The 21,532-nt window shown below is 67.7% G+C and carries 20 protein-coding genes; 9 read left to right on the top strand and 11 right to left on the bottom strand.

Annotated features, from left to right (window positions below; all coding sequences use genetic code 11):
* Window positions 1–61: 61 nt before the first annotated feature.
* The 6 genes from gyrB to dnaA all read right to left on the bottom strand — a co-directional run bounded on the left by gyrB (window position 62) and on the right by dnaA (window position 9,287).
* Window positions 62–2,149 (bottom strand): DNA topoisomerase (ATP-hydrolyzing) subunit B, encoded by a 2,088-nt coding sequence (gene gyrB / locus ACFVJX_RS27560; RefSeq protein WP_384124684.1) that lies wholly within the window; start codon window positions 2,147–2,149, stop codon window positions 62–64.
* A 392-nt stretch (window positions 2,150–2,541) separates the two neighbouring features.
* Entirely contained in the window at window positions 2,542–3,120 is a 579-nt protein-coding gene (locus ACFVJX_RS27555; RefSeq protein ID WP_384124686.1) for a DUF721 domain-containing protein, read from the bottom strand.
* Window positions 3,117–4,247, bottom strand: coding sequence for a DNA replication/repair protein RecF (gene recF / locus ACFVJX_RS27550; RefSeq protein WP_384124688.1), 1,131 nt, complete (start codon window positions 4,245–4,247; stop codon window positions 3,117–3,119). Before recF ends, ACFVJX_RS27555 begins: the two co-directional genes overlap by 4 nt.
* A gap of 100 nt (window positions 4,248–4,347) precedes the next feature.
* Window positions 4,348–5,226 (bottom strand): phosphogluconate dehydrogenase (NAD(+)-dependent, decarboxylating), encoded by an 879-nt coding sequence (gene gnd / locus ACFVJX_RS27545; RefSeq protein WP_384124690.1) that lies wholly within the window; start codon window positions 5,224–5,226, stop codon window positions 4,348–4,350.
* Window positions 5,227–5,357: 131 nt separating this feature from the next.
* Window positions 5,358–6,488: a DNA polymerase III subunit beta gene (gene dnaN / locus ACFVJX_RS27540; RefSeq protein WP_384124922.1), complete on the bottom strand. Its 1,131-nt coding sequence runs from the start codon at window positions 6,486–6,488 to the stop codon at window positions 5,358–5,360.
* Window positions 6,489–7,481: 993 nt separating this feature from the next.
* Window positions 7,482–9,287 (bottom strand): chromosomal replication initiator protein DnaA, encoded by a 1,806-nt coding sequence (gene dnaA / locus ACFVJX_RS27535; RefSeq protein ID WP_384124692.1) that lies wholly within the window; start codon window positions 9,285–9,287, stop codon window positions 7,482–7,484.
* 381 nt (window positions 9,288–9,668) lie between these two features.
* Between dnaA and rpmH the strand changes: the two genes are divergently transcribed.
* The 9 genes from rpmH (at window position 9,669) to ACFVJX_RS27490 (ending at window position 16,459) form a co-directional block, all read left to right on the top strand.
* Complete coding sequence (rpmH, locus tag ACFVJX_RS27530; protein ID WP_010985740.1) at window positions 9,669–9,806, top strand: 50S ribosomal protein L34; 138 nt, start codon at window positions 9,669–9,671, stop codon at window positions 9,804–9,806.
* A gap of 21 nt (window positions 9,807–9,827) precedes the next feature.
* Window positions 9,828–10,199 (top strand): ribonuclease P protein component, encoded by a 372-nt coding sequence (gene rnpA, locus ACFVJX_RS27525; RefSeq protein ID WP_384124695.1) that lies wholly within the window; start codon window positions 9,828–9,830, stop codon window positions 10,197–10,199.
* Window positions 10,196–10,555, top strand: coding sequence for a membrane protein insertion efficiency factor YidD (yidD, locus tag ACFVJX_RS27520; protein ID WP_384124697.1), 360 nt, complete (start codon window positions 10,196–10,198; stop codon window positions 10,553–10,555). Before rnpA ends, yidD begins: the two co-directional genes overlap by 4 nt.
* 3 nt (window positions 10,556–10,558) lie before the next feature.
* Window positions 10,559–11,821, top strand: coding sequence for a membrane protein insertase YidC (gene yidC / locus ACFVJX_RS27515; protein ID WP_384124699.1), 1,263 nt, complete (start codon window positions 10,559–10,561; stop codon window positions 11,819–11,821).
* 14 nt (window positions 11,822–11,835) lie between these two features.
* Window positions 11,836–12,345: a protein jag gene (locus ACFVJX_RS27510; protein WP_384124701.1), complete on the top strand. Its 510-nt coding sequence runs from the start codon at window positions 11,836–11,838 to the stop codon at window positions 12,343–12,345.
* Between the two features lie 108 nt (window positions 12,346–12,453).
* Complete coding sequence (rsmG, locus tag ACFVJX_RS27505; RefSeq protein WP_384124703.1) at window positions 12,454–13,170, top strand: 16S rRNA (guanine(527)-N(7))-methyltransferase RsmG; 717 nt, start codon at window positions 12,454–12,456, stop codon at window positions 13,168–13,170.
* 291 nt (window positions 13,171–13,461) lie between these two features.
* Window positions 13,462–14,538 (top strand): ParA family protein, encoded by a 1,077-nt coding sequence (locus ACFVJX_RS27500; protein ID WP_384124924.1) that lies wholly within the window; start codon window positions 13,462–13,464, stop codon window positions 14,536–14,538.
* Entirely contained in the window at window positions 14,535–15,623 is a 1,089-nt protein-coding gene (locus ACFVJX_RS27495) for a ParB/RepB/Spo0J family partition protein (protein ID WP_384124705.1), read from the top strand. The genes ACFVJX_RS27500 and ACFVJX_RS27495 overlap by 4 nt, the downstream gene beginning before the upstream one ends.
* Before the next feature lie 218 nt (window positions 15,624–15,841).
* Complete coding sequence (locus ACFVJX_RS27490; protein WP_384124707.1) at window positions 15,842–16,459, top strand: GNAT family N-acetyltransferase; 618 nt, start codon at window positions 15,842–15,844, stop codon at window positions 16,457–16,459.
* Between the two features lie 81 nt (window positions 16,460–16,540).
* Here the strand turns inward: ACFVJX_RS27490 and trxA are convergent, their stop codons facing one another.
* The 5 genes from trxA to ACFVJX_RS27465 all read right to left on the bottom strand — a co-directional run bounded on the left by trxA (window position 16,541) and on the right by ACFVJX_RS27465 (window position 21,483).
* Window positions 16,541–16,873, bottom strand: a complete 333-nt coding sequence (gene trxA / locus ACFVJX_RS27485) for a thioredoxin (protein WP_384124709.1) — start codon at window positions 16,871–16,873, stop codon at window positions 16,541–16,543.
* Between the two features lie 42 nt (window positions 16,874–16,915).
* Window positions 16,916–17,878 (bottom strand): thioredoxin-disulfide reductase, encoded by a 963-nt coding sequence (trxB, locus tag ACFVJX_RS27480; RefSeq protein WP_384124711.1) that lies wholly within the window; start codon window positions 17,876–17,878, stop codon window positions 16,916–16,918.
* A gap of 134 nt (window positions 17,879–18,012) precedes the next feature.
* Window positions 18,013–18,990 (bottom strand): anti-sigma factor family protein, encoded by a 978-nt coding sequence (locus ACFVJX_RS27475; protein WP_384124713.1) that lies wholly within the window; start codon window positions 18,988–18,990, stop codon window positions 18,013–18,015.
* Window positions 18,987–19,694 (bottom strand): RNA polymerase sigma factor SigM, encoded by a 708-nt coding sequence (sigM, locus tag ACFVJX_RS27470; RefSeq protein ID WP_384124715.1) that lies wholly within the window; start codon window positions 19,692–19,694, stop codon window positions 18,987–18,989. The genes ACFVJX_RS27475 and sigM overlap by 4 nt, the downstream gene beginning before the upstream one ends.
* Window positions 19,695–19,764: 70 nt before the next feature.
* A complete protein-coding gene (locus tag ACFVJX_RS27465; RefSeq protein WP_384124716.1) occupies window positions 19,765–21,483 on the bottom strand; it encodes a serine/threonine protein kinase in 1,719 nt (572 codons plus the stop codon).
* Window positions 21,484–21,532: the final 49 nt, after the last annotated feature.

Here is a 21,532-nt window from a genome sequence, read left to right as displayed (position 1 = left end):
TCAAAGTCCTTTCGCGCTGCGGCTTGGAGGGTCGCCGGACCCTCCTCCTTGTACGGCCGACTCAGATGTCGAGGAAGCGGACGTCCTTGGCGTTGCGCTGGATGAACGAGCGCCGCGCCTCGACGTCCTCACCCATCAGCACCGAGAACAGGTCGTCGGCCTGCGCCGCGTCGTCGAGCGTGACCTGGCCGAGGACACGGTGGTCGACGTCCATCGTGGTGACGCGCAGCTCCTCGGCGTTCATCTCGCCGAGGCCCTTGAAGCGCTGGATCGAGTCTTCCTTGATCCGCTTGCCGTTCTGCTTGCCGAGTGCCACGAGGGCGTCGCGCTCGCGGTCCGAGTACGCGTACTCGAAGTCGTCCCGGCCCCACTTGATCTTGTAGAGCGGCGGGCGCGAGAGGTAGACGTGCCCGGCCTCGACCAGCGGTCGCATGAAGCGGAAGAGGAACGTGAGCAGCAGGGTGTTGATGTGCTGGCCGTCGACGTCGGCGTCCGCCATCAGAATGATCTTGTGATAGCGGAGCTTCTCGATGTCGAAGTCCTCGTGGACCCCGGTGCCGAAGGCCGAGATCAGCGCCTGGACCTCGGTGTTCTGAAGGATCTTGTCGATCCGGGCCTTCTCGACGTTCAGGATCTTGCCGCGGATCGGCAGGATGGCCTGGTACATCGGGTTACGGCCGGACTTCGCCGAACCGCCGGCGGAGTCACCCTCGACGATGAAGATCTCGCACTTCGTCGGGTCGTTGGACTGGCAGTCGCTGAGCTTGCCCGGCAGCGAGGCGCTCTCCAGGAGCCCCTTGCGCCGGGTCAGGTCACGCGCCTTGCGGGCCGCCACGCGGGCGGTCGAGGCGGCGATGCCCTTGCGGATGATGTCGGCGGCCTCGTTGGGGTTCCGGTCGAACCAGTCCGTGAGCTGCTCGTGGACGACCTTCTGCACGAAGGTCTTGGCCTCCGTGTTGCCCAGCTTGGTCTTCGTCTGGCCCTCGAACTGCGGCTCGCCCAGCTTCACCGAGATGATCGCCGTCAGACCCTCGCGGACGTCCTCACCGGTGAGGTTGTCGTCCTTCTCGCGCAGCAGCTTCTTGTCGCGCGCGTACCGGTTCACCAGCGAGGTCAGCGCCGCACGGAAGCCCTCCTCGTGCGTACCGCCCTCGTGCGTGTGGATCGCGTTGGCGAAGGAGTAGACACCCTCGCTGTACTGCGTGTTCCACTGCATGGCGATCTCGGCGGAGAGGAGACGGTCCTTGTCCTCGGCCTCGATGTCGATCACCGACTGGTGGATGACATCGCCCTTGCGGGAGTTCAGGTACTTCACGAAATCGACGATGCCGTTTTCGTAGTGGTACGTGACCGTCCGGTTCGGCTCCTCCTCGGGAACGTCGACCGCCTCGACGCTGTCCGCGCCGGCCGTCGCCTTCGCCGACTCCCGCTCGTCGGTGAGCTTGAGGGTGAGGCCCTTGTTGAGGAAGGCCATCTCCTGGAAGCGGCGCGAGAGGGTCTCGAAGGAGTACTCGGTCGTCTCGAAGATGTCGCCGTCGGCCCAGAAGGTGACGGACGTGCCCGTCTCGTCGGTGGCCTCGTTACGGGCCAGCGGGGCCGTCGGGACACCGAGCTTGTAGTCCTGGGTCCAGCGGTAGCCGTCCGTCTTGACCTCGACGGAGACCCGGGTGGACAGAGCGTTGACGACGGACACACCGACGCCGTGCAGACCACCGGAGACGGCGTAACCGCCGCCGCCGAACTTTCCGCCCGCGTGCAGGACGGTGAGCACGACCTCGACGGCCGGCTTGCCTTCGGACGGCACGATGCCGACCGGGATACCGCGGCCGTTGTCGACCACGCGCACCCCGCCGTCGGCGAGGATCGTGACGTCGATGGTGTCCGCGTGCCCGGCCATCGCCTCGTCGACCGAGTTGTCGACGACCTCCTGCACCAGGTGGTGCAGTCCTCGCTCACCGGTCGAGCCGATGTACATGCCAGGCCGCTTGCGGACCGCGTCCAGGCCCTCCAGGACGGTGATCGCGCTGGCGTCGTACGAGGCTGTCACCTCGTTCGAGGCGACAGCGACGACGCTCTCACCGGGGGTGGACGGGATGTTCTCGTTGGGGTTGCCGGAATCGGCCACGAAGCGCCCTTTCTGGCACAGCACAGGCCGTTCTCCGGGCAGGCGGGAGCGGCTGCGTCGTTCGGCTTGTATCGACGAATCCCGCAAGGACGCGGGATTGTCCACCAGTCTACCGGTAGCGCCGACCCGAATGGGGGTTTGCCGGTACCTGAGTCCGCATGTGCCGCCCTGAATGAGCGCCTGACGACTCCCCATATTCGGGAAGGGGCCTCAAGAGGCTCACACGGGCGTTGAGCGCTTCGGCCTGTCAACCTCCCGCTACCGTGAGGGACGTCCCCTCGGCACCATGCGGTTTCCACGGCCGCGCAGCCGTACGACAAGGGGTCCGACGCCTCGGGAACAACCGGGGTCCACCCGGCCGCCGCCCTCCTGGACAGGGCCGGGACACCACCCCCGGAAAACGGTAAAAGGCCAGGTCAGCCGTAGGTGTCGCCCGGGCCCTTACTGCCCGGAGCACGCAGCGGACCGAATCTGCGCTGGGGGCCGCCCGGCCCCATCACCTTGATCATCCGCACGGTGCCGTGCCCCAGGTCCGCGTTGAGCCGGGCCACCAGCTGAGGCGCCAGCAGCCGCAGCTGCGTCGCCCACGCCGTCGAATCGCACTGCACCGTCAGCACCCGCTCCGCGGGATCGTCGTCGTAACGCAACGGCACACAATGATTGGCCAGATCATCACCTACGATCTGCGGCCAGCGGCCCATCACACCGCCCACCGCCGCCGGCGCCTCCCAGCCCCGTTCGGTGATCAGACGGTTGATCGCCGCACCGAGCGGCAGCGGATCCCGGCCGTCCGCCCGTGCCCCGGACCGCAGCCCGCCGCCCCTTCTGGCCTGCTTCTTCTGCTGGGCGGCATCACCACGCGCCCGCGCCTGCTCCTTCGCCGCACGCAGCGCCACCCGCGCCAGGTCCACCCCCGAGGGTTCCGGCGCCTTCGCCTCCGCGGAGGAGGGCTCGCGCGGCCCCTCCGGTCCTGTGCCCTCTGTGCCGCTGCTCACAGCCGTTCCACCTCGCCGGCGGACACCGCGTAACGCGTGCCCGCGAGCACCCCCGGCACGTCGTCGTCGACCGCGGCCGTCACCAGGACCTGTTCGCCCGGGGCCACCAGCTCCGCCAACCGCTCACGGCGGCGCGCGTCCAGCTCGGCGAAGACGTCGTCCAGGACCAGGACGGGTTCGTTGCCCTCGGAACGCAGCAGATCGTACGAGGCCAGCCGCAGGGCCAGCGCGTACGACCACGACTCCCCGTGGCTCGCGTAACCCTTGGCGGGCATGGACCGCAGCCCCAGCACCAGATCGTCCCGGTGCGGACCGACCAGCGTCACTCCGCGCTCGATCTCCTGCTTGCGCACCTCGGCGAGGGCCGCGATCAGCTGCGCGTACAGCTCCTCGCGCGTACGGGCGGGATCCACCTCCGCACCCACCGAACTGCGGTACTCGAGCGTCACGGGGCCGCCACCGGGCGCCACGTCCGCGTACGCCTTGTCGGTGAGCGGCTGCATCGTCGCGATCAGGTCCAGCCGCTGCGCCAGCAGCTCGGCACCCACCCGGCCCAGGTGCTGGTCCCACACGTCGAGCGTCGACAGGTCCATCGACCGGCCGCCGTGTCTGCGCGCCATCGCCGCCGACTTCAGCAGCGTGTTCCGCTGTTTGAGCACCCGCTCGTAGTCCGAACGCACCCCGGCCATCCGCGGCGAACGGGCCGTGACCAGCTCGTCCAGGAACCGGCGGCGCTCGCCCGGATCACCCTTCACCAGCGCGAGGTCCTCCGGCGCGAACAGCACCGTGCGCACGATGCCCAGCACGTCACGCGGCCTGACCTGCGACGACCTGTTGATCCGGGCCCGATTGGCCTTGCCTGGGTTCAGCTCCAGCTCAACCAGCTGCGAGCGCTCGCCCTGGGTGACGGCGGCCCTGATGACGGCCCGCTCCGCGCCCATGCGCACCAGTGGCGCGTCGGAGGAGACCCGGTGACTGCCGAGCGTCGCGAGATAGCCGACGGCCTCGACCAGGTTCGTCTTGCCCTGGCCGTTGGCCCCCACGAACGCGGTGACGCCCGGGTCGAGAGGCACCTCGACCCGGGCGTACGAGCGGAAGTCGGCCAGCGACAGATGCGTGACATGCATGGTGTACGCCGACCTTTCCGGCTTCCTGCTCCGTGCTGCGTAGTGCGGGCGGACGCTCCGGCCCGGCCCTCGTTGCCGCTACTTCTTGCTCTCGACGCTGCTACTTCTTGTTCTCGACCGCGTGGCCACCGAACTGGTTGCGCAGCGCGGCGATCATCTTCATCTGCGGGGAGTCGTCCTGGCGCGAGGCGAACCGGGCGAAGAGCGACGCAGTGATCGCGGGCAGCGGCACCGCGTTGTCGATCGCGGCCTCCACCGTCCAGCGGCCCTCTCCGGAGTCCGCTGCGAAGCCGCGGAGCTTGTCCAGGTGCTCGTCGTCGTCCAGCGCGTTGACCGCCAGGTCGAGCAGCCAGGAGCGGATGACGGTGCCCTCCTGCCAGGAGCGGAAGACCTCGCGCACATCGGTGACGGAGTCGACCTTCTCCAGGAGCTCCCAGCCTTCGGCGTAGGCCTGCATCATGGCGTACTCGATGCCGTTGTGAACCATCTTGGCGAAGTGGCCGGCGCCGACCTTGCCGGCGTGCACGGAACCGAAGTCGCCGTCGGGCTTGAGCGCGTCGAAGACCGGCTGGACCTTCGCGACGTTCTCCTCGGTGCCGCCGTACATCAGCGCGTAGCCGTTCTCCAGGCCCCAGACACCGCCGGAGACGCCGCAGTCGACGAAGCCGATGTCCTTGATGCCCAGCTCGACGGCGTGCTTCTCGTCGTCGGTCCAGCGGGAGTTCCCGCCGTCCACGACGACGTCACCGGGCGAGAGCAGATCGGCGAGCTCGTCGATCGTGGACTGGGTCGCGGCGCCGGCGGGGACCATCACCCACACGACCCGGGGGCCCTTCAGCTTGCCCACAAGCTCTTCGAGGCTGTGGACATCGGCGACGTCCGGGTTGCGGTCGTAACCGATGACGGTGTGGCCTGCGCGGCGGATGCGCTCGCGCATGTTGCCGCCCATCTTGCCGAGGCCGACGAGACCGATCTCCATCAGAGATTCCTTAAGCGTTGTGCCGATTCGTACCCGAGACCGAGCCTACGCCCGGCCGGGGACAGGACGACGGGCATGCTCGGCGCTGAGCGTGCCCGTCGGGGCCTGCCGTGACAGGACCGGTGGCCGGATCAGCCGGAGAGGCGGACCGGCATGATCAGGTACTTGTACGCGTCGTCCGCCTCGGCGTCCACGGCCGGCCGGCCGCTGAGCAGCGCGGGCTTGGTGGACGTCGTGAAGGAGAGCTGGGCGACCGGGGAGTCGATCGCGCTCAGGCCGTCCAGCAGGAAGGTCGGGTTGAAGGCGATCGAGATGTCGTCGCCCTCCAGGACCGCGTCCACGCGCTCCACAGCCTGTGCGTCGTCGCTGGAACCCGCTTCCAGGATCAGCACACCCTGCTCGAAGCTGAGCCGCACCGGGGTGTTCCGCTCGGCGACCAGCGCGACGCGCTTGACGGCCTCGACGAACGGGGCGGTCTCGATGACCGCGACCGTGTTGAACTCCGTCGGGAAGAGCGTGCGGTACTTCGGCAGATCGCCTTCGAGCAGCCGGGTGGTCGTCCGCCGGCCCGCGCCCTCGAAGCCGATGAGCCCCTCACCGGCGCCGGAGCCCGACAGCGCCAGCGTCACCGTGTCACCGCTGGTGAGCGCCTTGGCGGTGTCCAGCAGCGTCTTGGCGGGCACCAGGGCGACGGCGGATGCGTCGGCGTTCTCCGGCTTCCAGAGGAACTCGCGGACCGCGAAGCGGTAGCGGTCGGTGGAGGCCAGGGTGACGGTGTCGCCCTCGATCTCGATGCGCACACCGGTGAGCACGGGCAGCGTGTCGTCCCGGCCCGCGGCGATGGCGACCTGAGCGGCTGCCGAGGCGAAGACCTCGCCGGGAACCGTGCCGGTCGCCGTCGGCATCTGCGGCAGCGCCGGGTACTCCTCCACAGGGAGGGTGTGGAGTGTGAATCGCGAGGAGCCGCAGGCCACCGTCGCCCGTACACCGTCTGTGGAGATCTCCACCGGACGGTTGGGCAGGGCGCGGCAGATGTCGGCGAGCAGGCGGCCGGAGACCAGCACCGTGCCGTCCTCCTCGATCTCCGCGTCCACCGAGACCTTGGCCGAGACCTCGTAGTCGAAGCTCGAGAAGCTGAGGGCCCCGTCCTCAGCCTTCAGCAGAAGGCCCGCGAGAACGGGCGCCGGCGGACGGGCCGGGAGGCTACGGGCCACCCAGGCCACAGCCTCCGCGAGTACATCGCGCTCCACCCGGATCTTCACCGGAACCGCCTCCTGCTGTTGCTCGCTCGCCCTGCTGGCCTCGTCGTCTGGATCGGGTCGCTCCACCCATGACAGGGGGAGGACGCCGGGGACCAGTCTGACGTACGGCACCGACACTCGGTGCTGCTCGGGGTCAAGTCGCGACAAGAGGTTCGGGGAGCTCCGGCGCCGAGTTGTGCACAGGCCCCACTTCGAAGCGGATTCCGGGCTAACTAGAGGTAGCAGTAGTAGTAGGGCCTGTGGAAACCGTGGATAACCCCGTTTTCGCAGGTCAGGCCCTATTTTTTGTCCACCGACCCTGTGGGCGGAACCGGTGGACAACCCCGGGTTTCTGTGGACACCCGAAAGTTCTGCACAACCGGTGCACAGGGCAGGGGGGTTTCTCCCCAGGTCTGTCCCCAGCTTTACCCAGCTTCCCCACAGCCCAACCGGCCCTCTTGGTGTGACGCCTTTCACTCGGTGCGGTGAAAGCGGGTGTTGCGTTGCCGAACAGTGGACAGAGGTGTGGAGAAGCCTGCAGAAACTGGGGACAAGAGCCTCCGGCCTGTGGGCCGCCGGTGGACAACGACGACGGCCTCCTGTGGACGAATATTTTGTCCACAGGCTGTGGATCATCGTTGACCACAAATCCCCAGGCCTCTGAGCTGGCCTGATGGAGTATCGGCTGCCGTGCCTGTGGAAGCAGTATGGACAACTTTTCAATCCCCAGGCTGTGGAGGGGAAAAACTGCCCGGATCTGTGGAGAACGGCACCTCAGCGGCAGGTATTCGAACAGCCGGGAGGGCCGGAAGCCTCCGCGAACCTCGTGCGCGACGGCTCGGGGCGCCTTCCGAGGCCGATTCGGAGGGCCTTCAGGGCTGCGGGCCGAGAACGGAGAAGGGCGCTGCGGGGACCCGATGGGTCTCCACAGCGCCCTTTCGGTGCGTGGCGGCGTGCTGGTGCCGGTGTGTGGCCGGCGGGATGGCGTGGCGGCGTGCCGGTGCGTGTGGCCCGTCAGCCGTTCTTGATGCGGTTGGTGAGCTCGGTGACCTGGTTGTAGATGGACCGGCGCTCAGCCATCAGCGCCCGGATCTTGCGGTCGGCGTGCATCACGGTCGTATGGTCGCGGCCGCCGAACTGCGCACCGATCTTGGGCAGCGAGAGATCCGTCAGCTCACGGCACAGGTACATGGCGATCTGGCGTGCCGTCACCAGCACGCGGCTGCGGGAGGATCCGCACAGGTCCTCCACCGTCAGGCCGAAGTAGTCCGCGGTCGCCGCCATGATGGCCGTGGCGGTGATCTCCGGGGCGGAGTCCTCGCCGCCGGGGATCAGGTCCTTCAGCACGATCTCGGTCAGACCGAGGTCCACCGGCTGGCGGTTGAGGCTGGCGAAGGCGGTGACCCGGATGAGCGCGCCCTCCAGCTCCCTGATGTTGCGCGAGATGCGGGAGGCGATGAACTCCAGGACCTCGGGCGGAGCGTTGAGCTGCTCCTGTACCGCCTTCTTACGGAGGATCGCGATACGCGTCTCCAGCTCCGGAGGCTGCACATCGGTGGTCAGGCCCCACTCGAAACGGTTCCGCAGCCGGTCCTCCAGGGTGACCAGCTGCTTGGGCGGCCGGTCCGAGGACAGCACGATCTGCTTGTTGGCGTTGTGGAGCGTATTGAAGGTGTGGAAGAACTCCTCCTGCGTCGACTCCTTGCTCGCCAGGAACTGGATGTCGTCGACCAGCAGGATGTCGACGTCGCGGTACCGCTTGCGGAAGGTGTCCCCCTTGCCGTCACGGATCGAGTTGATGAACTCGTTGGTGAACTCCTCCGAGCTCACGTACCGCACCCGGGTGCCGGGGTAGAGGCTGCGGGCGTAGTGCCCGATGGCGTGCAGCAGGTGGGTCTTGCCGAGCCCGGACTCCCCGTAGATGAAGAGCGGGTTGTACGCCTTGGCGGGCGCCTCGGCGACCGCGACGGCCGCGGCGTGCGCGAAGCGGTTCGATGCCCCGATGACGAAGGTGTCGAAGAGGTACTTCGGGTTCAGCCGGGCGTGCGGCTCACCGGGGCCGGGCGCCGGTGCGGGCTGCGCGCCCATCGGTCCCGGTACGCCGCCGGGCCGGCCCGTCCCGCTGCCCTGCCGGTGCTGGGGCTCCTGCATGTCGTGGCGCTCGGGCCGCTGGGACTCGTAGCTCTGGCGCTCGGGCGGCTGCTGGCGGTAGTCGTGCTGAGGCTGCTGCTGCGAGCGGCCGCCTCCGTACGGCTCGCGCCAGTGCTCACCTGAGGTGTCGCGGTCCTGGAACCCGCCGAGCCGGGGCTGCTGCCAGGACAGGTCCTCCTGGGTGCGGGGCCAGGCGCCGGGCTCGGGGCGCTGCTGCTGGTAGTCGGGGTACGCGGGCCGGGCCGTCGGCATGCCGTCGTCCGAGGACCGGTGGCCGTAGTTGTCGTACGCGTCGTTGTGCTGCCGCTCGTCGTGCTGCGGTCCCTGGTAGCGGTGCTGCTGCTGCGGCTGCTGGGACTGGTGCATGGGGGGTGCCGGCGGGGTCGGCGGCTCGTTGGCGGAGTCGTCGACCGTGATCGCGATCCGGATCGGGCGACCGCACTCGCGGCTCAGCGTCTCGCTGATGAGCGGAGCGAGCCGGCCCTCCAGGACGCGCTTTCCCCATTCATTGGGGACGGCGAGCAGTGCGGTGTCGGCCACCAGGGCGAGCGGCTGGCAGCGCTCGATCCACTGCTTGTCCTTCGGTTCGATGCCCTGCTGGCCCTCCCCGAGGAGTTGCTCCAGCACTCGTGGCCACACTGCGGCAAGATCGGCAGGTACGTCAGCCACAAGGCACGCTCTCTCGCTGGTCCCACGAATGTGTGTTTCTCGGGACGGGGTGGGTCGGGATGGGTGAGGACCGGCAGGCGGGAAGAAAAAGAACCGGGGTTCGGCCACGGTAGTCAGGCGGAGCCGCGCGGTTCAAGTCGTTGTCCACAGGCTGTGCACAATGGGGGGTGACGTAAGGCTGGTTTGACCGGATGGCGTAGCCGCGCGTACCGTGACCAGGTCGAGTTGTCGATGGCTGCTGCCGCCTGCCTCCGATGGGCAAAGATCACGATCTGTGATTGTGAAGCGGTGCACTAGGGCGTTTACGCGAGTCTCTCGTGGGCGCACGGTGACAGCCAGGCGATGTCCCGCCAACACACGAATCATTTCTGGAGCCCCCGAGTGAGCAAGCGCACCTTCCAGCCGAACAACCGTCGTCGCGCGAAGACCCACGGTTTCCGCCTGCGTATGCGGACCCGTGCCGGCCGCGCGATCCTCGCGTCCCGCCGCGGCAAGGGTCGCGCCAGCCTGTCCGCCTGATCGCGTACAGGTCGTCATGACGTGCTGCCTACCGAGAATCGGCTGAGGCGGCGCGAGGACTTCGCGACCGCAGTACGACGAGGACGCAGGGCCGGCCGCCCGCTACTCGTCGTCCATCTACGTAGCGGTGCAACGGACCCGCACGTGACTGGGGAGGCTGCTCCCCCGCCGCGTGCGGGTTTCGTTGTCAGTAAAGCTGTGGGTGGTGCGGTCGTCCGCACAGCGGTGAAGCGAAGGCTTCGCCATCTGGTCCGAGAACGACTGGCCCTGCTGCCCCCCGGTAGCCTGGTTGTCGTACGCGCGTTGCCCGGCTCGGGCGACGCCGACCATGAACAGCTGGCCCGAGACCTGGACGCCGCCCTCCAGCGGCTACTGGGAGGGGGCGTGCGATGAAGTACCCGCTGCTGGCTCTCATCAAGCTGTACCAGTGGACGATCAGCCCACTTCTCGGGCCTGTCTGCCGTTACTACCCGTCGTGTTCCCACTATGGATATACGGCGATCGACCGGCACGGAGCGATCAAGGGCACGGCGCTGACAGCCTGGCGCATCCTGCGATGCAATCCGTGGTCACCCGGCGGCGTGGATTACGTTCCGCCACGCAAACGTCCGCGTTGGCACGAACTGCTGCGAGATTTCCTTCGCGGCGGTAAGGGCGGGGACTCCGCCGCTGATGTGCCTCCCGGGGGATCGGCCACCGATCTTCCGAGCTCGGCCGCAGAGACTTCGCCCAATGCTCAAGGAGCCTGATTAGTGGACACGATTGCCAGTCTGTTCAGCTTCATCACATGGCCTGTTTCCTGGGTCATCGTCCAGTTCCACAGTTTGTACGGGGCGATCTTCGGCCCCGACACGGGATGGGCCTGGGGTCTCTCCATCGTGTCCCTCGTGGTCCTGATCCGTATCTGTCTGGTCCCGCTGTTCGTCAAGCAGATCAAGTCGACGCGGAACATGCAGGTGCTCCAGCCGAAGATGAAGGCGATCCAGGAGCGCTACAAGAGCGACAAGCAGCGTCAGTCCGAAGAGATGATGAAGCTGTACAAGGAGACGGGTACCAACCCGTTGTCCTCGTGCCTGCCCATCCTGGCGCAGTCGCCGTTCTTCTTCGCCCTGTACCACGTGCTCTCGGCCATCGCGTCGAACAAGAAGATCGGTGTCATCGACCAGTCGCTGCTCGACAGCGCGCGTCAGGCCCACATCTTCGGTGCTCCGCTGGCCGCCAAGTTCATGGACAGTGCGGACAAGGTCGATGCGCTCGGCGCCTCGCTGACCGACGTGCGGGTGATCACCGCGGTCATGATCGTGATGATGTCGGCCTCGCAGTTCTTCACCCAGCGCCAGCTGATGACGAAGAACGTCGACCTGACGGTCAAGACGCCGTACATGCAGCAGCAGAAGATGCTGATGTACATCTTCCCGCTGATCTTCGCCGTCATGGGCATCAACTTCCCCGTCGGTGTCCTCATCTACTGGCTGACCACCAACGTCTGGACCATGGGTCAGCAGATGTACGTGATCAACCAGAACCCGACGCCGGGAAGCAAGGCGCAGGACCAGTACCTGGGACGTCTGCTGAAGAGCGTGACCACCCACGGTGAGGTTCGCGGCAGGACGAAGCGCAATACGGTCAAGCGGATCGTGTCCAAGGGCGCGGACCGCAATGACATCGAGCGGAAGTTCATCACTGGACTGGCCAAGCTCGGCCTCGCCGCCCAGGAGGACGGCACGGTGGTGAAGAGCGACACCGCTGTGGCCGACGCCGAGGGCGGAGCCGCGCAGCGGCGTCAGCAGCCGAAGCGCCAGACCAAGGCCAAGCGTCATACCGGTGCGGGCCAGCAGGGTGCGGCAAAGGACACTGACTCCAGTGAGTCGGATGCCAAGCCCTCTCTGCAGAAGAAGGCCTCGCAGGACGACAAGCCCAAGCCGGCGGGCAAGCCCACGTCCGGTGCCTCACGCCAAGCCAAGTCCGGACAGCGCAAGGGCCCGCAGCGGCCCAAGCACCCGTCCAAGAAGTAAGAAGGAGTCCATCCGTGACGGAAGGCACCACCTCCACGGCCGCTGAGGGCAGCGACACCTTGACCCGCCTTGAGCAGGAAGGGGAGATCGCAGCGGACTACCTTGAGGGCCTGCTCGACATCGCCGACCTCGATGGCGACATCGACATGGACGTCGAGGCGGACCGCGCCGCGGTTTCGATCATCAGCGAATCGGCACGTGAACTGCAGAAGCTCGTGGGCCGCGACGGTGAGGTGCTGGAGGCACTCCAGGAGCTGACACGGCTGGCTGTGCACCGGGAGACCGGTGACCGGAGCCGTCTGATGCTCGACATCGCGGGTTTCCGGGCGCAGAAGCGCACGGAGCTCGCCGAGCTCGGTGCCAAGGCCGCGGACGAGGTCAAGAACTCGGGTGAGCCGGTGAAGCTGGACCCGATGACGCCGTTCGAGCGCAAGGTTGTGCACGACGCGGTCGCTGCCGCTGGTCTGCGCAGCGAATCGGAGGGCGAGGAGCCGCAGCGCTTCGTCGTCGTCCTGCCGGCCTGACCGGCTCTTCTCCTGTCGGCCCCGTCTGTTCGCAGGCGGGGCCGATCTTTGTCAGCCTGATAGTCAGCCACCCATGGTGCGGTAATGCGGTATGGAAGGACGGTTCCCGTGACGGAGGAAGTAGAGCTTCCCCAGGCGCCCGACGAGGCCCGGGAGGTATTCGGTGAGTGCTTTCCTGAGGCCGTCCGGTACGCGGAACTGCTGGCCGATGCGGGGGTCAAACGAGGTCTGATCGGTCCACGCGAGGTGCCGCGGCTGTGGGAGAGGCACCTGCTGAACTGTGCGGTTCTCTCCGAGGTAGTTCCCGAGGGCGTTACGGTCTGCGATGTGGGCTCGGGCGCCGGGCTTCCCGGGATTCCGCTGGCGCTCGTGCGGCCGGATCTGAAGATCACGCTGCTGGAGCCGTTGCTGCGGCGGACGAACTTCCTCCAGGAGGTCGTCGAGCTGCTGGGGCTGGATCATGTGACGGTCCTCCGCGGCCGGGCCGAGGAGGTACTGGGGACGCTTCAGCCGGTTCATGTGGTGACGGCCCGGGCCGTGGCTCCGCTGGACCGGCTGGCGGGCTGGGGAGTGCCGCTGCTTCGCCCCTACGGAGAGATGCTGGCGCTCAAGGGTGATACCGCCGCCGAGGAGATCAATGGCGCGAGAGCGGCCCTGAGCAAGCTCGGCGTGCTGGAGACCGAGGTGCTGCACGTGGGCGAGGGCGTCGTCGATCCGTTGTCCACGGTGGTGCGAGTGGTGGTGGGTGAGAGCCCCGGTGGTGTGAGGTTCGCCGCAAAGCGAGCCAAGGCCGCGCGCGTCAGCCGGACCCGCCGTCGCCGCTGATCCATCGATCACACTGCGCGCGCGACCGTTACATACCGTTTGATCCTTATATCGGTGATGCTTCGGCTGGTGAGCCGTACGTACCCCGCGCGGAGTGTCGTGCCCCTGTAGCTACGCTGCAGGGGCATCGTGTTTCACGTGAAACGTCGCTCTCTGCTGCATGGAATTATCGGCCGCGGTCGTGCGGCTGCCACGCCTCGCCATCGCAGGCCCGTTAGGGCTACGGAGTTGTCCACAGAAGTGGATTCATCCACAGAAGAGCGGGCCTCGCTGGTTCGCGACCCCGAAAGCATGGCAGGCTCTGCTCATTGCGAGCCTGAAGTCGAGGAGAGTGAATCCTTGCGGTCCGACGCCAACATCGCGGGACCGATGACCGATCCGGTCCCCGGTCCCCGATCCGAATCGGCGGTGGACGGTGTTTCACGTGAAACACCGCCACCGATGGACGACACACCCATCGGTCGTGCGGCCCAGCTGGCGGTCGAGGCCCTCGGCCGCGCCGGCGAGGGGCTGCCGCGACCTGACCAGACACGCGTCATGGTGGTGGCCAACCAGAAGGGCGGGGTGGGTAAGACCACCTCGACGGTCAACCTTGCCGCGTCGCTTGCCCTTCATGGGGCCCGTGTTCTGGTGGTCGACCTGGACCCGCAGGGGAACGCCTCTACGGCCCTCGGGATCGACCACCATGCCGAGGTCCCCTCGATCTACGACGTTCTGGTGGAGAGCAAGCCGCTCTCGGACGTGGTTCAACCCGTCCCGGACGTCGAAGGTCTCTTCTGCGCCCCAGCCACCATCGATCTCGCCGGTGCGGAGATCGAGCTGGTGTCGCTGGTGGCGCGGGAGAGTCGACTTCAGCGGGCGATCCAGGCCTACGAGCAGCCGTTGGACTACATCCTCATCGACTGCCCGCCTTCGCTCGGCCTGCTGACGGTCAACGCCCTGGTGGCTGGTGCAGAAGTACTGATCCCGATCCAGTGCGAGTACTACGCGCTGGAGGGGCTGGGTCAGCTGCTGCGCAACGTCGATCTGGTCCGGGGGCACCTCAACCCGGATCTCCACGTGTCGACGATCCTGCTCACCATGTACGACGGCCGGACCCGGCTCGCCTCACAGGTAGCGGAGGAGGTGCGCAGCCACTTCGGAAAGGAGGTGCTGCGCACGAGCATCCCTCGGTCGGTACGCATCTCGGAGGCGCCGAGCTACGGGCAGACCGTCCTCACCTACGACCCGGGCTCCAGCGGCTCTCTGTCGTACCTTGAGGCGGCCCGTGAGATCGCTCTGCGCGGGGTCGGGGTGCAGTACGAGGCTCAGCAAGCCCACACGGGCGGTCGGAACAGCCAGCAGAACACTTCGGAGGGGATCCAGTGAGCGAGCGTCGTAGAGGGTTGGGGCGAGGGCTCGGTGCGCTGATCCCCGCCGCCCCGCAGGAGAAGCAGGTGCCGTCCCCCGGTGGGGCCGCGTCATCGACCGGGGCGGCTCCGGTTCTGACGGCCGAGCGCGGGGTGGCGGCTGCCAAGGTGACCTCGCTCGGCGCGGTGCCTGAGCCGAGTGCGCCCCCTTCGGAGCCGAGCGCGTCCGCTGGGCCGGGCGAGGTCGCGGGAGCGTTCTTCGCCGAGATCCTTCTTGACTCGATCACGCCGAACCCTCGTCAGCCCCGAGAGGTGTTCGACGAGGATGCTCTGGCCGAGCTGGTCACCTCCATCAAGGAGGTCGGTCTTCTCCAGCCCGTCGTCGTACGGCAGATCGGGCCTGAGCGCTTTGAGCTCATCATGGGTGAGCGGCGCTGGAGGGCTTGCCGTGAGGCTGGCCTGGAGCGGATTCCCTCCATCGTCCGCGCTACGGACGACGAGAAGCTGCTCCTGGACGCGCTTCTGGAGAACCTGCACCGGGCCCAGCTCAACCCGTTGGAGGAAGCGGCGGCGTACGACCAGCTGCTCAAGGAATTCAAGTGCACGCATGACCAGTTGGCCGACCGCATCGGTCGGTCCCGGCCGCAGGTGTCCAACACCCTGCGTCTGCTGAGGCTGTCGCCTCCGGTGCAGCGAAGGGTCGCGGCCGGAGTGCTCTCGGCCGGGCACGCCCGTGCGCTGCTGTCGGTGGACGATTCCGAGGAGCAGGACAAGCTGGCGCATCGCATCGTGGCTGAGGGGCTCTCGGTCCGTGCGGTGGAGGAGATCGTGACGCTCATGGGCTCCAGGCCCACGAGCGCCTCCAAGGCCAAGGGCCCCCGAGCGGGTGGTCGGCTGTCTCCCGCCCTGTCCGATCTGGCATCTCGGCTCTCGGACCGATTCGAGACCCGGGTGAAGGTCGATCTCGGGCAGAAGAAGGGCAAGATCGTCGTCGAGTTCGCCTCGATGGAGGATCTGGACCGCATCCTCGGCAGCCTCGCGCCGGGCGAGGGCCGTGTGCTGGACCGCAGCCCGGAGGAGTCCGCAGAGGACGACGAGAGCTGAGGTTTCTGGCACCGGGCGGGCTGGGTTCCTGAATGATGGAACCCAGCCCGCCCTTTGCGTTCCCTCACTGCCCTTTGCTTTCTCTCGGTGTCGGCTTGATCCCTCGGTGGATACGATGCGTTCTGGGAGGCCACATCCAGTTGATCCACCTCCGAGAACGGAGTGCACCGACCCGTCGCACGGGCTGCGGCGGGCGAGGGAAGTGAGGAACAGCCTTCATGGGGCGTCGGCTCGCACCGCTCACGCTGGACAACCTTTCCGATCTCCCTGAGCGCTGCCGCTCGTGTGTCTTCTGGGAGCTCGATCCGGTACGCGGGGCGGCTGCGGTCAAGGCCGGACGGCCCGGGCAGGAGAAGGAGGCCTGGATCTCCAGCGTTCTGCTGGAGTGGGGATCCTGCGGCCGCGTCGTCTATGTCGATGATGTGCCGGTGGGCTTCGTGCTCTACGCGCCGCCGGCCTACGTGCCGCGGGCGGCGTCCTTCCCGACCAGCCCTGTCTCCCCCGATGCCGTCCAGCTGATGACTGCCTTGATCCTTCCCGGGTACCAGGGGCAGGGGCTGGGACGGGTCATGGTGCAGACCGTTGCCAAGGATCTGCTCAGTCGCGGATTCAAGGCGATCGAAGTTTTCGGGGATGCCCGCTGGAAGGAGCCCGCCTGTCTGCTACCGGCGGACCATCTGCTGGCGGTGGGCTTCAAGACAGTGCGACCGCATCCGTCTCATCCGAGGTTGAGGCTGGAGCTGCGCACAACGCTTTCGTGGAAGGAAGACGTAGAGCTGGCCCTGGATCGGCTGCTGGGGGCGGTCCAGAAGGATCCGGTGCTGCGGCCACTGTGATCCGCAGGTGCGACAACGTGAAACGGGCCCACCCCGAGGGGGTGGGCCCGTTTCACGTGAAACAGCGGACAGCGTTCTTCCTCAGCCGGCGATGAAGCCTTCGAGGTCGCGAAGGATCGCGGCCTTCGGCTTGGCGCCGACGATGGTCTTGGCGACCTCGCCGCCCTGGTAGACGTTCAGCGTCGGGATGGACATGACGCCGTACTTGGCAGCGGTGGCCGGGTTCTCGTCGATGTTGAGCTTGACGATCTCGATCTGGTCACCGTGCTCGGCCGCGATGGCCTCCAGGGAGGGGGCGATCTGGCGGCAGGGACCGCACCAGGCGGCCCAGAAGTCCACCAGTACAGGCTTATCGCTCTTCAGGACGACCTCGTCGAACGAGTCGTCGGTTACGTGCTTCAAGGCGCCGGCCACGGCGGCCTCCTTAACTTCGCGGGGGTGTGGGTGAGGCGTGGATCAGACGGTGGCTGCGGCAGCCTTCTCCTCGTCACCGAGTGCGGCAAGGAAGCGCTCGGCGTCGAGTGCGGCGGAGCAGCCGGTGCCGGCAGCTGTGATGGCCTGTCGGTAGGTGTGGTCGACGACGTCTCCGGCGCCGAACACTCCGGTGAGGTTGGTGCGGGTCGAGGGGGCTTCGACCTTGAGGTAACCCTCGTCGTCGAGGTCGAGCTGGCCCTTGAAGAGCTCGGTGCGCGGGTCATGGCCGACTGCGATGAAGAGGCCGGTGACGGGGAGCTCCGACGTCTCGCCGGTCTTGGTGTTGCGCAGGGTCAGACCGGAGAGCTTCTGCTCGCCGTGGACTCCGGCGACCTCGCTGTCCCAAGCGAACTTGATCTTCGGGTCGTCGAAGGCGCGGTCCTGCATGGCCTTGGAGGCACGCAGTGAGTCCCGGCGGTGGACGATGGTGACGGACTTGGCGAAGCGGGAGAGGAACGTTGCCTCCTCCATCGCGGTGTCGCCACCGCCGACCACGGCAATGTCCTGGTCCTTGAAGAAGAACCCGTCACAGGTCGCGCACCAGGAGACGCCGCGTCCCGAGAGGGCGTCCTCGTTGGGCAGGCCGAGCTTGCGGTGCTGCGAGCCGGTGGTGACGATGATGGCCTTGGCGCGGTGCACCGTGCCCGCCGTGTCGGTGACGGTCTTGATGTCACCGGTGAGGTCGACGGAGACCACGTCGTCGGGGATGAGCTCGGCACCGAACCGCTCGGCCTGGGCGCGCATGTTGTCCATGAGCTCCGGGCCCATGATTCCGTCCTGGAATCCGGGGAAGTTCTCCACGTCGGTCGTGTTCATCAGCGCGCCACCGGCGGTGACGGCACCCTCGAAGACCAGCGGCTTCAGCGAGGCGCGCGCGGTGTAGAGGGCGGCTGTGTAGCCGGCGGGGCCGGAGCCGATGATGATCACATTACGCACGTCGCTCACGGGTTTCTTCCTCGTCTCTGCAGACTGCCTACTGTCCACGCCTACTGGGGGTCGGTTCAACGACTCTCACCCCACCCAACGGATCCTACGGGGGATGCATTCCCGACGTGCCGGGGCGGCATCCTGCGGGATCCTCAAGGGCGCGCGTAGGCGTGGGTCAGCAGGAGCTTCCCCTTGGGGGCAGGGTCTGCGCCGACGCATGCGGCATCGACGATGTAGGCCTCCACGCGGCTCGGGTCCGTGGGGTGAGGCAGGACGACGAGGAAGACGTCTGTGCCCTTGTAGGTGCCCTTGTCGACCGCGAGAGCGGCGGTGTTCCGCCCGATGCCCTGCTCAACGCAGGAAGGGACGGGCACGGCGGGGGCACGGAGCGGTGCCTGCGGCGATGCGGAGCCGGGAGGTGCCGTCTCCGGGGAGGATTTCGTGTCCATGGACGGCGCCTGCTTGCCACCGTCGGATTCCTTCGGGCTCGATGTGTCCGAGCTCAGGAGGCTGTGGACGTGCTCTCCGAGCGTGGACTGCGAGAACGTTTGTGAGGCGGCCTTCGAGGCGTCTTCCTTGCGCTCCGCGGTACTGAGGTCGGCGGAGTTCTGCGATGAGGTGACGTTCTGCAGCAGGAAGACGCTCAAGCCCACCACTGCGGCGCCCAGTGCGGTGCCGAGTACCGCCGTGCGGCGGCGACGCCGTACCGGTCGGCGACCGGGGCCGGTCGCGGCCCGGGGATGCCCGGCGGGACGGTCCGTGGACTCCTGTGCCGTGGCAACGTGCTCTGTTTCACGTGAAACATCAGCTGTCGCTTCACGTGAAACATCGGCCGTCGCTTCACGTGAAACACCCGGCTCCGCGTCGGCCGTGCTGCGGGCCGAACGGGCTTCGTCAGCCAGGGCGGCATCAATGCGGTCCGCTATGTCGACGGGCATGGCCTGCGGGGCAGGCATGGAGCCGAGCAGACCGCGAATCTCCTCCAGAGAGGCCTGAACGTCGGAGCAGAGTTCGCAGCCATCGACGTGGCGGCGGACATCCGCTGTGCGGGACGGCGGGAGTACGCCCTCGGTGAGGTCGGAGATCTCCGAGACATCCGGGTGCTGGGTCATGTCAGCCGTCGATGTCATGTGCGCCCACCTCCGCCCTTCACTCCAGCTGGATCGCTCGTTCCCGCATCTCTTGGTCCCGCTGCCGGTGGGACGGATGGTCTCGCCGTCCGGTTCCTTTCCCCGCCCCTCTCCTTGCTGCCACCGTTCTCGCTGCGGAGATGAGTGAGGAGTGGAGCCAGCCGGGCACGGCCCCGGGCGCAACGGCTCTTCACCGTGCCGACGGGAACATCGAGGATGCGGCCCGCCTCGGCCACCGGGTAACCCTGCATATCGACCAGGACGAGTGCCGCGCGTTGCTCGGCGGGGAGAGTCGCGAGGGCCGCGGAGAGTTCACGGTGCAGATCCTGCCGCTCGGCCGGAGCCTCGGCGGACTCGTGCGGTTCCAGGAGCTGGTCGAGCCGCTCCGGGTCGTTGACGGGCGAGGTCTTGCGTGACGCAGCCTTGCGGACCCGGTCGAGGCAGGCGTTGACCGTGATGCGGTGCAGCCAGGTGGTGACGGCGGACTGGCCACGGAAGGTATGGGCGGCGCGGAAGGCGGAGACCAGGGCGTCCTGCACGGCGTCGGCCGCTTCCTCCCGGTCGCCCAGTGTCCTCAGGGCCACGGCCCACAGCCGGTCACGATGACGTCGTACGAGCTCACCGAAGGCATCCGGTTCACCGGCTACGTGGCGAGCGAGGAGGTCTGAGTCGCTGAGTTGCTCGGACGGCTCGGCGGCGGCCACCTCCCCTCCCTCCCTCTCTGGGTCAAGGTGCGTCTGTCTATCACGTTCCTGCGGGCACGGGCAGGGGCGGTCAGCCGAGAACTGAGATCTCCGAGATACCTCCGCGGTAGCCACTGCCGGTGTCGTCCGACGGAAGCTCCGTGATGTGGATCAGGACGTAGCGGGTTCGGACCGGCTTGGCGAGGGACTTCTTGAGCTTGCCCGCCACCGTTCCGAGCTGGGTGAGGTGCTGCGGGAAGTCCGCCAGGGAAGAGGGGGCGGAGGCATTCTCGTCGGCTGCCAGCACCTCGACCTTCTGACCGCTGCGGTACATGGTGATGTCGAGGCCCGAGACGTCCTTCACGCTGCCCAGGTCAACGACTATGCCGCTGCCGTCCTTGCGCGGGGCGAGGTTGCCGAAGTTCGCGTAGCCCTGGTAGCGCGGAGTGATCCACGAGGTGTCCGGCTTGCCGTCGATGGCGTTCGGTACGTCCTCCTGCTTGATCCCCGACCCGCTGGGCATGAACTCCGCCGCATCGGTGATTCGCAGCGGCACGGCGGGTGGCCGCGCGGCGCCGTCACCGCTCTTCGGGTCGGTCTGTGTGGTGCCCGGGTCGCCGGAGTTGTTGTCGTGTTTGAGGAGCGTCTCCGCGAGCTGCCAGCTACCGAGGCCCAGTGCGGCGATGAGCAGCGCGGACACGGCCCATTTCAGGGCCTTCCCGGTGCGGCTCTGCAGCGGGGCGGGAGGCGCTGTGATCACTGGCTGCGTGACGCCGGGGACAGGACCGGCCGGGCGGCCGTACGTGCCCTGCTGGTAGGTGGTCCGCTGGTATTCGGGCGGTGCGGTGAACGTGGGCTCGGGCGGGCGGATGCGCGGCATCGCCGCGACGGCCTTGGCGAGCTCGTCAGGCGTGGTGCACGGCTGTTCCTGGCGGGAGGCCGTGGCTCCGTCGTTGGCGAGTGCCCGCATGGCGATCTCGGAGAGACCGCGGTGGACGCCGGCCCGCACCTGGTCGGGTGGGATCAGACCGACGCCCTTGGGAAGCCCGGTGAGGCCGTAGGCATCGCTCTCGTACGGCCAGCGCTGGGTCAGCGCGGCGTAGAGCAGGGCACCGATCGCCTCGGTATCGGCACGCTGGGGGCCCTCGGATGTGATGCCGCGCAGCGCTGCGTTCACCGCGAGGCCGCGGATCCGGTACTGGCCCGAGGAGCTGCGGAGCACCGCTCCGGGGGTGAGCCTGAGATGGGCCAGCCCCTCACGGTGTGCGGCCGCCATGGCCTGGGAGATCTGGCTGACGAGCTGGTACGCGTCGTGAGCGTCCATCGGGCCCGCGCCCAGCAGGGCGGTGAGCTCGGTGGCGTCCGGAAGCCATTCATGGACGACGTAGACGAGGTCGTTCTCCTCCACGGCGTCGAGGACCTGCACGAAGCGGGGGTCGCCGAGCAGGGCGGAGGAGCGGGCCGCGGCCAGTACGGAGCGGGCTCGCGGGTGGTCGGCGGGAAGGAGATGGACACCTACCGCGCGCCGCAGTTTCTCGTCGACAGCTCGCCAGCTGCTGAACCCGTCCAGTCGGGTGACGCACTCCTCGAGCCGGTAGCGCCCGGCAAGTTTGTGACCGCTGTGCAGATCAGGCGGTGACATGGCGGCGTCGGAGCCCGCCGGCTCGTCCGCCGCTTCCTGGGAGTCCGCGCCCGTTTGGTCCTGAGCTTCTGCCGTGCCGTCGGTCGTGGCCTCGTCCGCCTTGGCGGACAGCGGCTTGTCGCCGCTGTTGTCGGCCACGTCAACGGCAGCCGTGCTACGTTCCGCCACCGTCGTTCCTGCCTCCCCATCCGTTGCGCGATGCCAGCCAGCTCTGCAC

Origin of the sequence: Streptomyces sp. NPDC127177 (genome assembly GCF_042672475.1) — a bacterium.
Taxonomy (GTDB): domain Bacteria; phylum Actinomycetota; class Actinomycetes; order Streptomycetales; family Streptomycetaceae; genus Streptomyces.
Note: the sequence above shows the minus strand (reverse complement) of the source record. Positions and strands in the feature narration are given on the sequence as shown.